Source organism: Halorubrum sp. CBA1125 (assembly GCF_009742825.1).
Taxonomy (GTDB): Archaea; Halobacteriota; Halobacteria; order Halobacteriales; family Haloferacaceae; genus Halorubrum.
The window spans coordinates 1-11,421 of the sequence record NZ_WPCE01000090.1; the positions used below are offsets into that span (position 1 = coordinate 1).

Consider the following 11,421-nt stretch of genomic DNA (forward strand, 5'->3'; position numbering starts at 1 on the left):
AAAGGCGCTCGTGTTTGCGGGCACGTCTCCGACGACTACTGGGGGGCCCCGGTGGGGCGTCTGGCAGGGTGCGCGAGGGCGGTCCGGAACGCCTTCGACGGCGAGCGCGGGACCGCCGAGACGTTCGGCGAGGCGGTCCGCGGCGTGGCCGAGCACCTCCCGATACCGCTCGCGCGGCTGCGCCGGAAGTCGACGCTCGCGGCCGGGCTCCAGGCGACACTCGGCGACTACGCCGACGGCGGATGACGTCGGGGGTCGGTCCCCCCGCGATTAGCCGTGGAGCTAGAGGATGAGACCGCTCGTCTGGAACACGTAGTAGGCGGCCAGCACCGCCGCGATGACGTACTGGCCGGCGGCGACGTCGTCGTACTCGCCGATCGCGACCTTGATGATCGGGTAGGCGACGATCCCGGCCGCCAGCCCGTCGGCGATCGAGTAGGCGAGCGGCATCACGGTGACGGTGAGCCCCGCGGAGACCGCCCACGCCGGGTCCGTCCAGTCGACCTCGACGAGTCCCTGGAGCATGATCACGCCGACGACGATCAGCGCGATGAAGGAGGCGTACGCCGGGATCGCGGCGACCACCGGGATCAACGCCAGCGACGCGAGGAAGGCGATCGCGACGACGAGCGCCGTCAGTCCGGTGCGGCCGCCCTCCTCGACGCCCGTCGACGACTCGATGTACGTCGTCACCGTGGAGGTACCGACTATCGCGCCGAACGTGGTGCCGACGGCATCGGCCATCAGCGGCCGGTCCATCTCGGGGAGGTCGCCCTCGTCGTCGAGGAAGTCGCCGAACTGTGAGACGCCGATGAGCGTCCCCGCGGTGTCGAAGAAGTCGACGAAGAAGAAGGTGAACACGACCAGCGTGAACGTGAGCGGATCGACGTCTGCGAGCCCCTCGACGAACGCGCCCACGAGCGGCGAGATGTCGTACTGGGCGGCCGGCAGCGACTCCGGCGTGATCGTCCCACGGTCGAAGACGCCGCCGAGCGTGAGCGCCCACCCCGCGGCGGCGGTGGTCAGGATGCCGATGACGATGGCGCCGGTGATATCGCGTGCCCACAACACGAACGTCAACACGAGTCCGAGCACGCCGAGGATCGCCCACGGGTTCGCGAAGATCTGACCCAAGGTGACGAACGTGGCCTCGTCGTTGACGATGATCTGGAGCTCCTGAAAGCCGATGAAGAGCAGGAACAGCCCGATCCCGGCGCCGACGGAGCGCTTGACCGGCTCGGGGAACAGCTGGATGATGTACTCGCGCGCGCCGATCGCGGTGAGCACCATGAACAGCACGCCCTCGACGAAGACGGCGGCAAGCGCCGTCTCCCACGGGATCCCGAGCCCCAACACGACGGTGAACGCGAAGAACGCGTTGAGCCCGAGCCCGGGCGCGAGTCCGAACGGCCGGTTGGCGTAGAAGGCCATCACCAGGGTCGCGACCGCCGACGAGAGGACCGTCGCGATGGCGATCATCTGGATCACCTCGCCCTGGCTGTACCCCTCTATCTGGATCGCGTTCGAGAGGATCGTGGGGTTCACCACGATGATGTACGACATCGCGAGGAACGTCGTGATCCCCGCGACGACCTCCGTCCGGACGTCGGAACCGTGCTCAGCCACGTCGAACCGCGCCGCCAGCGTGTCTGTGAGACCCATGAACGGGTGTGGTTCCTCAGCATCTCGTGATAAGCCTTGCTGTACGACACCAATCGGCATCCACGAACGTGGACAATACGACCGAGGTTTCGAGCCAGACGGAGCGAATGATGCGCGAACGTGTCTATTCGAAGCCGCAGACGTTCACTCGAACGTCGTGAGCGCCCCGACCGGCGCGTCCGTGATCTCGCGCGCACGTTGCATGCCCTCGTCACCGACGGCGATGAGCGTGAACACGCCGGTGACGTCCGCGTCGGCCTGCAGCGCGATGTCGAGGAGGAGCTCCTGGGTCTCGCCCGAGCGGATCAGGTCGTCGACGACGAGCACCGTGTCGCCCGCGTCGACCGCGCTGGCGGGAAGGTAGTACGTGAGTTCGATGCCGGAGGCGAGCCGCTGGCGCGACTCGATGAACTCCTCGACGGCGGTCTCTTTCGACTTCTTGGCGTACGCGAGGCGCGCGTCGAAGAACGACGCCATCGCCGCGCCCAGCGTGATCCCGTCGGTGGCGGCCGTGAGGACCACGTCGGGCGTCTCGAACGCGAACGTCTCGGCGGCGACGGGCGCGACCAGGTCGAGGAAGGGCTGGTCGAAGACGACGCCGGAGTTGTCGACGTACCCCTCGTCGTCGAACGTGACGCGCGCCACCAACTCGTCCGCGAGCGCTTCGCGGCCGACCGACTCGACCACCTCGCTGGCGCGGTCGGTGCCGGGGAGCACGTGACCGTTCACGTAGCGGTTCAGGTCGCCCGCCGGGAGCCCCGTCACCGCCGACAGCTCCTCGTAGGTCCGCGTCTCCTTCAACATCCGCAACACGGCGACCGCCTGCAGCTGGAGGGCAGCCTTCTCTGCTCGGTTCATAGATATGATCGTGATCGCACAACAATGAATACGTCGAATCCGTTCGAGGAGAGAATACACACGTGTATGGAATGCACGCGCGTCGCGCGTACGGCCGTCCCGCGCCGGCGCCTGCGAGTCCCGCCGCCGACCCTCGCGACGGGCTCTCGGCGTGTCGAACGCGAGCGAAAACGCGCCGAGCGGGTCCCGGCCGGGAGCGGTCACCGCTCGCGGACGACCACGAACTCCGCGAGGTCGCGGAGGTACTCGATCGCCTCCGTCTCCGGGGGGTCGGCGTCGTCGAGGGCGGCCAGCGCGCGGTCGGACTGTTCGCGCGCCCGAGCGTTGATCTCCTCGGGCGTGAGCGACGTGACCTGCAGGACGGAGGGCCGGTCCATCTCCGCGTCCTGACCCGTCGGCTTCCCGAGGTCGTCGGCGTCGGCGGTCGCGTCGAGCACGTCGTCGCGCATCTGGAAGGCGACGCCGACCCGCTCCGCGTACTCGCCGAACGACTCGATCGCCTGGGGGTCGGCGCCGCCGGCGACCGCGCCGAGCTCGGCGGCCGCCCGGAACAGCGCGCCCGTCTTGCGGCGGGCGAGTTCCATGTACTCGGCCTCCGTCGTCGGGCGGGCGGCGAGCTCGGTGGCCTCGCCCTCGCCGAGCTCGACCATCGCCTCCGCGACGGTCCGCATCGCGCGGGGGTCCGTCGAGAACAGCGCGAACGCCTCGCCGAGCAGGCCGTCACTCGCGACGATCGCCGGGCCGTAACCGAACTCCGCCCACGCGGAGGGGGTGCCGCGGCGCACCGCCGAGCGGTCGATGATGTCGTCTATCACGAGCGACGCGTTGTGGACGAACTCGATGCCGGCCGCGAAGTCGACGGCGTCCTCGGGGTCGCCGTCGAGCGCCTCACACGCGAGGATCGTCACCGCGGGGCGCACGCGCTTGCCGCCCGCGAGGACGACGTGTGCGACCTCGTCGGAGAGCGCCTCGGGCTCGACCGCGTCGATGACGGCCTCGATCCGCTCTTCGACCAGCCCGACCCGACGCTCCAGGTACTCCATCTACCGCACGGAGGGTCCGCCGGCGCAAAGGCCTAACGGAACGGCGATCGGGGTACCCAGACGCGATCGCGACGAGACGCCCCGGACAGCGCTGTCGCAGCGGCGACCGACCGCCGAACAGTTCCGGCGGCTCGCGCCGAGGGCTTTTCCTGACTCGGTCGCGTACGCACGCGCATGGAGTTCACCGTCGTTCAGGGCGACATCGCCGCACAGGAGGCGGACGCGCTCGTGAACGCGGCCGGGACGAGCCTGCAGATGGGCAGCGGCGTCGCCGGCGCGCTCCGCCGGGGCGCGGGCGGCCCGATCAACGAGGAGGCGGTCTCGAAAGGCCCCGTCGACCTCGGCGAGGTCGCCGTCACCGACGCCTACGACCTCGACGCAGAGCACGTGATCCACGCCGCGGCGATGCCGCACTACGGCGACGGCCGGGCGACCGAGGCGAGCATCCGATCGGCGACGCGAAACGCGCTCGAACGCGCCGACGACCTCGGCTGTGAGTCGATCGTGATACCCGTCCTCGGCACCGGCGCGGCCGGCTTCGACCTCGAAACGGGCGCCCGGATCGTCTGCGAGGCTATCGCCGAGTACGAGCCCGAGACCCTGCGCGACGTCCGCGTGATCGCCTACTCGGATTCGGCGTACCAGACCGTCACGAAGGTCGCAGACCGGGTCCGGTCGTGACGCGCGCCCCGCGTCTGGACCGCGGTCGCGATCCGTCGACCCTCACGAACTTTTAAGGCAGTCCGTCGGGATACTATATAAATGCGATGACACGGCCAACCCGGCAACGGGATCACGACCGGCAGCGCATGCGGGACGAGGACGCCGACGAGGAAGAGACCGAGGCCGAGGGGGTCGACGCCGAGGAGGTCGACGCCGAGGAGTTGGATCCCGAGGACTTCGACCCTGAGGAACTCACCCGGACGGCCGACGGGGAATTGATACACGAGGAAACGGGACTCATCGTCGAGGAGGAGCAGATCGATCCCGGTCCGGAGTGGCGGGCGTTCAACCACTCGGAGCGCCAGGAGAAGTCGCGCGTGGGGGCCCCGACGACGAAGACGATGCACGACAAGGGGCTGACGACGACGATCGACTGGAAGGACAAGGACGCGTACGGCCGCTCGATCTCCTCGAAGAAGCGGTCGCAGATGCACCGGCTTCGCAAGTGGCAGGAGCGAATCAGAACCAAGGACGCGGGCGAGCGCAACCTCCAGTTCGCGCTCTCGGAGATCGACCGCATGGCCAGCGCGCTGGGCGTCCCCCGGTCCGTCCGCGAGGTCGCGTCCGTCATCTACCGACGCGCGCTCAGCGAAGACCTCATCCGCGGCCGATCGATCGAGGGCGTCTCCACCGCCGCCCTCTACGCCGCCTGTCGAAAAGAGGGGATCCCGCGCTCGCTGGAGGAGATCTCCGACGTCTCGCGGGTCGATCGCAAGGAGATCGGGCGCACCTACCGATACATCTCCCAGGAGCTCGGCCTGGAGATGCGTCCCGTCGACCCGAAGAAGTACGTCCCGCGGTTCTCCTCCGAACTCGAACTGAGCGAGGAGGTACAATCGAAGGCCAACGAGATCATCGAGACGACCGCCGAACAGGGGCTGCTCTCCGGAAAGTCTCCGACCGGATACGCCGCGGCCGCGATCTACGCCGCCTCGCTCCTCTGTAACGAGAAGAAGACCCAACGCGAGGTCGCCGACGTCGCCCAGGTCACCGAGGTCACCATCCGCAACCGCTACCAGGAGCAGATCGAGGCGATGGGGATCCACGGGTGACCGCCGGCAGCGGTCGCTGAACGTCGCGACGCGGAGCGTCGACGGGTGGTTTCGCAGGGTACAACTGGTTTCTCGACAGCGCGGACGCTCGTACGGAGTCGGCGGCGGCGACGCCGCGAACCGGACGGACAGCCCTTTGTCGGCGCGGCGCCGAGGACCACCGAATGCCGACGATCGACTGCGATCCGGCGACCGCGCGGGCGCGGCTCGAAGACGCCGGCGTCCGGATCGACGAGGGGAACACCGCCCACGAGCGGTGGCGCGCCGAGCGGGAGGGCGCCGTCGCCGTCGCGTACGACGACACGGTCGTCGTGCAGGGCAGCGACCCGACGCGGCTCACCGGCCTGCTGCGAGACGGCGGCGGCCGCGCGCACGTCTACTTCGACGGCGCCGCGCGCGGGAATCCCGGTCCGGCCGCGGTCGGGTGGTGTCTGGTCACGGCCGACGGGATCGTCGCCGAGGGCGGCGAACGGATCGGCCGGACGACGAACAACCGGGCGGAGTACGCCGCCCTGATCCGGGCGCTGGAGGCGGCCGACGAACACGGGTTCGAGGCGGTCGACGTGCGCGGCGACTCCGAGCTGGTGGTGAAGCAGGTCCGCGGCGAGTGGAACGTCAACGACCCCGGGCTGCGCGAGAAGCGGGTCCGCGCCCGCGAGCTGTTGGACCGGTTCGACCGCTGGTCGATCGCGCACGTTCCGCGGGAGATAAACGAACGCGCCGACGACCTGGCGAACGAGGCACTCGATGACAGCTAACGACGACGGCCCCCCCGAGTGGGCGAGAGAGCACGCACGCGAAGCGATGCGAGCCGACGACGACCCCGACGAGCCCAGCGAACTCGACGAGGGAGCCACCGACGACCCCGACGACCGCGTCCCGGACGTGCCGGTCGAGGTCGTCGACGAGGCGGAGCGGCTCACGCGGCTCGCCCGGCAGACGGACGCCGAGGAGGCCACCGCGTTCTACCGCGAGCGCCGGGACGCTCTCGTCGCGGACCACGGGTACACGCCGCGGCTCCGCGAGGAGGACGACACGCTCGTACTGTACCCCGACGAGTGGATGGAGGACGGGACGGTCCAACTGAACCGGATCGAGACCACCGACCGCGCGGTCGAAGTGTCGCTGTCGGGACCGGGCGACGCCGACCGATACCGCGAGATCGCGGCCTACAACGACGCCGTCGCCGAGGCGGTCACCGAGCGTGCCGACGAGGTGCACGCGGCCACCGCCCGGGCGTTCGCGGCGTTCATGAGCAACCACTACGTGCGCGCGGTCGACGACGCGACGCCGGACATGCGCGCGGAGTTCCGCGAGGAGTACCTCCCGCGGAACGGCTGGCCGACGGACGAACAGCTGGCGGTCGTCGAGGAGTCGCTGTCGGTGATCGAAGCGATCGCCGCGGACGTCGACGCGGGCGACGCGGACGACGCGAACGGCGCCGACACCTCGAGGTAGCCGCGGCTCGCCGGGGCGGGATCGCGGCTTTCGCCGCGTTCGTGTGCCAGGAACGGTCGGTTCCGCGCGGGAGCGGTCGGTTCGCGTCGGGACGGTCTCGCGCCTACGGACGCTTACGTCTCGATGAGTTCGCGGACCTCGTCTGCACGCGTCTCACCGGTGACGAACCGGTCGAGAACCCACTCGAGCTGGCCGAGGACGGCGTCGTGGCCCGCCTCGGTGAGCTCGTACTGGTTCGTCCGCTTGTCGAGTTCGCTCTTCTCGACGAGCCCCTCCTCGACGAGGTCGTCGAGGTTCGGGTAGAGTCGGCCGTGGTTCACTTCTGACCCGTAGTAGGACTCGAGTTCGCGTTTGATCGCGAGTCCGTACATCGGCTCCTCGGAGAGGATGGCGAGAATGTTCTGCTGGAATGCCGTGAGATCGGCTGCTGACCTCGATACGTCGGTCACTGCGCGTGCCTCTGACATACGTTGACAAAGGATGCCCAAACTTATAATCTTTCTCAAGATTCCTCGTTGTGTTAATATCCAATCGCTTAACATCGACCCGAACGGGGTCGTTTCGTCGCGTGGCGCTGCTCAGATGGGGGATTCGCAGACGTGACGGAACCGGACGATCTGTCCGCTAAATCGCCGTTCGACCGACAGTTCGTCGACGAATCGCGTTCTTGAGTCCGGAACCGATACCGCCGAGAACAACCCGAAAGGACTTTGCGGGTCATCCACCCACAGTCGGGCACATGGTCAACCTCTGGGAGGATCTCGAGACGGGACCGAACGCGCCGGACGAGATCTACGCCGTGGTGGAGTGTCTCAAGGGCGAGCGCAACAAGTACGAGTACGACAAGGACGTCCCCGGCGTCGTCTTGGACCGGGTGCTTCACTCGAACGTCCACTACCCCTACGACTACGGGTTCATCCCGCAGTCGTACTACGACGACGAGGACCCGTTCGACGTGATGGTGCTCGTCGAGGACCAGACGTTCCCCGGCTGCGTGATCGAGGCCCGTCCCGTCGCGCTGATGAAGATGGACGACGACGGCGAGCAGGACGACAAGGTGATCGCGGTGCCGAGCGAGGATCCGCGCTTCGACCACATCGCAGACCTCGACGACATCTCCCAGCAGATCCGCGACGAGATAGACGAGTTCTTCTCGACGTACAAGAACCTCGAAGCCGGGAAGGAAGTCGAGACGCTCGGGTGGGAGGACAAGGCGGCCGCCAAGGACGCGATCGAACACGCACAGGACCTGTACGCCGACGAGTTCGAATAACCGGAGAGCATACCGTCCCCGCCGGCAGATGAGTTATTCCCATGAGTAATTTTTAGGGAGGCGGGCACGTACGTGGAGACGGAACGATGAGCGCACGCACTCGGCTGTCGGTCGGGATCGACCACCCGACCGTCGTCCCCGCCAACGCACCGGCCCGCGACGAGGTGCCGCCGACCGCCGACGCGGAGACGGCGAACGACGCGGAGACGGCGAACGGCGATTCGGAGACGGCGAACGACGAGGACGACAAGTAGGCGACCAGAAACGCTGACACGACAGCCGTCGGACGGGCGTGTCTGGGGTGTAGATCTGCGGGCTTAGCGGGCGTTCTCCACGACCGCGGAGAGGCGTTCGGCGTCCTCGAGGAACGACTCGAACTGCTCGTCGACCCACTCGACGAGGGCCGGATCGGTCGACTCCAACACGCACCGGGGGTTGTTCCGACGGTCGTACGCCGTCACGCAGGCGACGTCGCCGCGCCGGAACAGGCCGTACTCGATCGGCTCGGGCGAGACGTACACGGTCGCGCCGTCGTCTTCGAGCGCCCGTTCGGTCGCGGGTCCGAACTCCGCGATCGAGACATCGACCACCTCACGGTCGACGACGAGTTCGATCTCGACGCCGGCGTCGAGCGCGTCCGCGGCGGCCTCGTTGAACTGCTGGACGACGACCGGCGAGACCGCGCGGATCTCGGCGTCGTCGCCCGTGCAGTTCGAGTCGATGAGTTCGGTGATCCGGTCGACCGCGGCCAGCGGGGTCCGCTCTGCGGCCACGGTGAGGTCGCCGGACGCGATCGCCGAGGCCGGGAGGTCGGCGCCGACGCGCCCGAGTTCGGCGGCGAACTGGCCGTACCGCTCCGCCCGCTCCACCTCGGTCAGGAGCCGCTCGTACGCGTCGTGGACGCGCTCCCCCGTCGGCGTCACGTGGTAGGCGGCGTCGCGCTTGACCACCCAGTCGCGCTCGCGGAATCCCCCGAGGATCCGCTGGACCGTCGTCCGCGTCGCGTCGACCACGGCCGTGAGCGCCGCCGGACGCCGCGGTTCCTCACGGAGCGCCCGGAGGATCGCGACCCGGACCGGCGACCCGGCGAGGTACTGTGCGCCGTCGTGTCCGTCGTCGGCCGTCATCGTACGATCGGGCCGTACGGCCACCGCACGGTTAATCGTACCGCGTCCGGTCGGGTGATGCCGTCGCTCGCGCGGGGACACAGACCGAGGGGATCAGAGACAGAGAGGTTCAGGGACAGCGGGACTCAGGGACAGCAGGGCTCAGGGACGATGCCGGAACGAGACCACGGTCCCGATGGCGTCGTCGCCGTCGATCGCCTCCGTGGTCACGGTCGCGGCGACGACCGCGTCCGCGCCGAGCGCCTCCTCGATCACGGCGCGGAGCGCGTCCGGGTCGGCGCCCTCCTGGAGCACCGGAACCCGGACCTGTCCGCGGTTGACCGCCACGTCTCCGAGGTCGTAGTCGGTATGTTCGAACGCCTCGCGGATCGCCGTCTCGACGTCAGTCATATCGGAACGTCGGTCGCCGGAGGTGAAAAGCGGTGGGGCGCGGGGACGACCAGACGGCCGCGGACCGAACGGATAAAGGGGTCGCCGTTCCACCACCGGGTAATGATCGCGCTCGGAACGGCCCGCGCACAGCCGGGCGAGATGGACACGGGCCGTCTCGAAGTAGGCGAGACGCGGGACGGGAGCCCCGTCCGGCTGCCGGTCGCCGTGATCAACGGGACCGACGACGGGGAGACGCTGTACGTGCAGGCCGTCAGCGACGGCGACGAACTCAACGGGCTGGGCGTCGTCAACCGGGTCGTTCCGCGGCTCGATCCGACCGAGCTGGCGGGGACGGTCCTCGTCGTGGGGATCGTCAACTACTTCGGCTTCCAGGTGGCCGAACACCGGAACCCGATCGACGACCGGAAGATGAACCGGGGGTACCCCGGCGACGCCGAGGGGACGACGAGCGAGCGGATCGCCCACGAGACGTTCCAGGCCGCCAAGCGCGCGGACCTCATCCTGGACCTCCACCAGGGCTCGACCAGCCGGATGATAAACGAGACGCGGGTCAGGTGCGGGCTCCGCCACCGCCTCCACGACGACTGTCTGGAGCTCGCGAAGGTGTTCGACTGCGGCTACGTCCTCGACATCAAGGGTCCGGACGGACAGCTCGCGCGGGTGGGTCCCAAACACGGGATCCCCACCATCGACCCCGAGCTCGGCGGCGGCGTCGGCTGGGACGAAGAGTCGATCCGGTACGGGGTCGAGGGCGTGTTCAACGTGCTCCGCCACTACGGCTTTCTCGACGGGGAGACCGACCTCGAACGGCAGACCCGCGCCCGCGGCTTCGACCAGTACGGCGCGCCAGCGGGCGGACTCGTGCGGTTCGAACGGGAACTCGGCGAGCGCGTCGCCACCGGCGACGCCCTCTTCGAGGTGACCGACGTGTTCGGCCAGCGCAAGGGACGAGTGACCGCCGACGAGAGCGGAGTCTTCTGGCGCACGCGACGGCTCCCCCAGGTCGCCGCCGGCGAGTACGTCTGCTCGGTCGGCACGAACGTCGACTCGTACTGAGAGGCGGGGCCCGCGAAGCTTCGACCGGCCATCCCCCGCCATCCCTTTTCGTCCACCGTCACCCCTTTTCGGGACCGTCCCGTGGCCCCGCACATGGAGGTGCTCGTCTACGGGGCGGGCGCGCTCGGGAGTCTCGTCGGCGGGCTCCTCGCCCGCGCTCACGACGTCACGCTCGTCGGACGCGACCCGCACATGCGGCGGATCCGCGCGGACGGGCTCCGGCTCGACGGCGCGGTCGACGTCCACGTCCGCCCGCGAGCGCTCACCGACGGGACCCACCGGTCCGCGGACCTCGCGCTCGTCACCACGAAGGCGTACGACACCGACGCCGCCGCCCGGGCGCTCGCGACCGGCGAGTACGACACGGTCTGCTCGCTCCAGAACGGGCTCACCGAGGAGCGGCTCGTCGCCGCGGTGGACGCGCGGGTGCTCGCCGGCACCGCGAGCTACGGCGCGCGCCTCGTCGAGCCGGGTCGCGTGCGGTGTACCGGCGTCGGCGAGGTGGTCGTCGGGGCGCTCGCCGGCGGCCCCGACCCGGTCGCCGAGCGCGTCGCCGCCGCGTCGCCGAGGCGGGGATCGAGGCGACCGCCGCCGCCGACATGCCCCGTCGGCGGTACGAGAAGCTCGCGGTCAACGCGGCGATAAACGGCCCCTCGGCGCTCGCGCGGACGTCCAACGGGGCGACGATCGACGGACCCGCGGGCGGGGTCGCCCGGGAGGCCGCCCGCGAGACCGCTCAGGTCGCGCGCGCCGAAGGGATCGACCTCGACGGAGAC

At 69.3% G+C, this 11,421-nt stretch carries 13 protein-coding genes and 2 pseudogenes; 9 read left to right on the plus strand and 6 right to left on the minus strand.

Features of this window, described 5'->3' with window-relative positions; translation table 11 throughout:
- Positions 1 to 246, plus strand: a pseudogene (locus GJ633_RS09490) (hypothetical protein); the annotation flags it as partial.
- A 36-nt stretch (positions 247 to 282) separates the two neighbouring features.
- Here the strand turns inward: GJ633_RS09490 and GJ633_RS09495 are convergent.
- The 3 genes from GJ633_RS09495 to GJ633_RS09505 all read right to left on the minus strand — a co-directional run bounded on the left by GJ633_RS09495 (position 283) and on the right by GJ633_RS09505 (position 3,563).
- Complete coding sequence (locus GJ633_RS09495; protein WP_156588625.1) at positions 283 to 1,662, minus strand: NCS2 family permease; 1,380 nt, start codon at positions 1,660 to 1,662, stop codon at positions 283 to 285.
- A gap of 144 nt (positions 1,663 to 1,806) precedes the next feature.
- A complete protein-coding gene (locus tag GJ633_RS09500) occupies positions 1,807 to 2,520 on the minus strand; it encodes a phosphoribosyltransferase family protein (RefSeq protein ID WP_156588626.1) in 714 nt (237 codons plus the stop codon).
- A gap of 200 nt (positions 2,521 to 2,720) precedes the next feature.
- The gene (locus GJ633_RS09505; RefSeq protein ID WP_156588627.1) at positions 2,721 to 3,563 is read right to left on the minus strand and encodes a polyprenyl synthetase family protein; all 843 of its coding nucleotides are present in this window, start codon (positions 3,561 to 3,563) and stop codon (positions 2,721 to 2,723) included.
- Between the two features lie 174 nt (positions 3,564 to 3,737).
- Between GJ633_RS09505 and GJ633_RS09510 the strand changes: the two genes are divergently transcribed.
- From GJ633_RS09510 to GJ633_RS09525, 4 genes are all read left to right on the plus strand, one after another.
- Positions 3,738 to 4,244 carry a macro domain-containing protein gene (locus GJ633_RS09510; protein ID WP_156588628.1) on the plus strand — a complete coding sequence of 169 codons (507 nt, stop codon included), beginning with the start codon at positions 3,738 to 3,740 and terminating at the stop codon, positions 4,242 to 4,244.
- A 128-nt stretch (positions 4,245 to 4,372) separates the two neighbouring features.
- Complete coding sequence (locus tag GJ633_RS09515) at positions 4,373 to 5,338, plus strand: transcription initiation factor IIB family protein (RefSeq protein ID WP_394351143.1); 966 nt, start codon at positions 4,373 to 4,375, stop codon at positions 5,336 to 5,338.
- A 164-nt stretch (positions 5,339 to 5,502) separates the two neighbouring features.
- A complete protein-coding gene (gene rnhA / locus GJ633_RS09520) occupies positions 5,503 to 6,096 on the plus strand; it encodes a ribonuclease HI (protein ID WP_156588630.1) in 594 nt (197 codons plus the stop codon).
- Positions 6,086 to 6,796 (plus strand): hypothetical protein, encoded by a 711-nt coding sequence (locus GJ633_RS09525; RefSeq protein WP_156588631.1) that lies wholly within the window; start codon positions 6,086 to 6,088, stop codon positions 6,794 to 6,796. The genes rnhA and GJ633_RS09525 overlap by 11 nt, the downstream gene beginning before the upstream one ends.
- Positions 6,797 to 6,909: 113 nt before the next feature.
- Here the strand turns inward: GJ633_RS09525 and GJ633_RS09530 are convergent, their stop codons facing one another.
- Positions 6,910 to 7,263 (minus strand): PadR family transcriptional regulator, encoded by a 354-nt coding sequence (locus GJ633_RS09530; protein ID WP_156588632.1) that lies wholly within the window; start codon positions 7,261 to 7,263, stop codon positions 6,910 to 6,912.
- Positions 7,264 to 7,535: 272 nt separating this feature from the next.
- Here GJ633_RS09530 and GJ633_RS09535 point away from each other — a divergent pair, with 272 nt between their 5' ends.
- Both GJ633_RS09535 and GJ633_RS09540 read left to right on the plus strand, forming a co-directional pair.
- Positions 7,536 to 8,069 (plus strand): inorganic diphosphatase, encoded by a 534-nt coding sequence (locus tag GJ633_RS09535; RefSeq protein WP_156588633.1) that lies wholly within the window; start codon positions 7,536 to 7,538, stop codon positions 8,067 to 8,069.
- A gap of 86 nt (positions 8,070 to 8,155) precedes the next feature.
- The gene (locus GJ633_RS09540; RefSeq protein ID WP_156588634.1) at positions 8,156 to 8,323 is read left to right on the plus strand and encodes a hypothetical protein; all 168 of its coding nucleotides are present in this window, start codon (positions 8,156 to 8,158) and stop codon (positions 8,321 to 8,323) included.
- A 63-nt stretch (positions 8,324 to 8,386) separates the two neighbouring features.
- Here the strand turns inward: GJ633_RS09540 and GJ633_RS09545 are convergent, their stop codons facing one another.
- Positions 8,387 to 9,196, minus strand: coding sequence for a winged helix-turn-helix domain-containing protein (locus GJ633_RS09545; protein ID WP_156588635.1), 810 nt, complete (start codon positions 9,194 to 9,196; stop codon positions 8,387 to 8,389).
- A gap of 141 nt (positions 9,197 to 9,337) precedes the next feature.
- A complete protein-coding gene (locus GJ633_RS09550) occupies positions 9,338 to 9,586 on the minus strand; it encodes a hypothetical protein (RefSeq protein WP_156588636.1) in 249 nt (82 codons plus the stop codon).
- Positions 9,587 to 9,688: 102 nt separating this feature from the next.
- On the opposite strand from GJ633_RS09550, the gene GJ633_RS09555 reads away from it, so the two are divergent.
- The gene (locus GJ633_RS09555) at positions 9,689 to 10,645 is read left to right on the plus strand and encodes a succinylglutamate desuccinylase/aspartoacylase family protein (RefSeq protein WP_156588637.1); all 957 of its coding nucleotides are present in this window, start codon (positions 9,689 to 9,691) and stop codon (positions 10,643 to 10,645) included.
- A gap of 93 nt (positions 10,646 to 10,738) precedes the next feature.
- Positions 10,739 to 11,421, plus strand: a pseudogene (locus GJ633_RS09560) (ketopantoate reductase family protein); the annotation flags it as partial.

Excerpts from the sequence above, each read along its gene's own strand:
- GJ633_RS09495 (WP_156588625.1), bottom strand. The coding sequence starts at position 1,662 with ATGGGTCTCACAGACACGCTGGCGGCGCGGTTCGACGTGGCTGAGCAC.
- GJ633_RS09500 (WP_156588626.1), bottom strand. The coding sequence starts at position 2,520 with ATGAACCGAGCAGAGAAGGCTGCCCTCCAGCTGCAGGCGGTCGCCGTG.
- GJ633_RS09505 (WP_156588627.1), bottom strand. The coding sequence starts at position 3,563 with ATGGAGTACCTGGAGCGTCGGGTCGGGCTGGTCGAAGAGCGGATCGAG.
- GJ633_RS09510 (WP_156588628.1), top strand. The coding sequence starts at position 3,738 with ATGGAGTTCACCGTCGTTCAGGGCGACATCGCCGCACAGGAGGCGGAC.
- GJ633_RS09515 (WP_394351143.1), top strand. The coding sequence starts at position 4,373 with ATGCGGGACGAGGACGCCGACGAGGAAGAGACCGAGGCCGAGGGGGTC.
- rnhA (WP_156588630.1), top strand. The coding sequence starts at position 5,503 with ATGCCGACGATCGACTGCGATCCGGCGACCGCGCGGGCGCGGCTCGAA.
- GJ633_RS09525 (WP_156588631.1), top strand. The coding sequence starts at position 6,086 with ATGACAGCTAACGACGACGGCCCCCCCGAGTGGGCGAGAGAGCACGCA.
- GJ633_RS09530 (WP_156588632.1), bottom strand. The coding sequence starts at position 7,263 with ATGTCAGAGGCACGCGCAGTGACCGACGTATCGAGGTCAGCAGCCGAT.
- GJ633_RS09535 (WP_156588633.1), top strand. The coding sequence starts at position 7,536 with ATGGTCAACCTCTGGGAGGATCTCGAGACGGGACCGAACGCGCCGGAC.
- GJ633_RS09540 (WP_156588634.1), top strand. The coding sequence starts at position 8,156 with ATGAGCGCACGCACTCGGCTGTCGGTCGGGATCGACCACCCGACCGTC.
- GJ633_RS09545 (WP_156588635.1), bottom strand. The coding sequence starts at position 9,196 with ATGACGGCCGACGACGGACACGACGGCGCACAGTACCTCGCCGGGTCG.
- GJ633_RS09550 (WP_156588636.1), bottom strand. The coding sequence starts at position 9,586 with ATGACTGACGTCGAGACGGCGATCCGCGAGGCGTTCGAACATACCGAC.
- GJ633_RS09555 (WP_156588637.1), top strand. The coding sequence starts at position 9,689 with ATGATCGCGCTCGGAACGGCCCGCGCACAGCCGGGCGAGATGGACACG.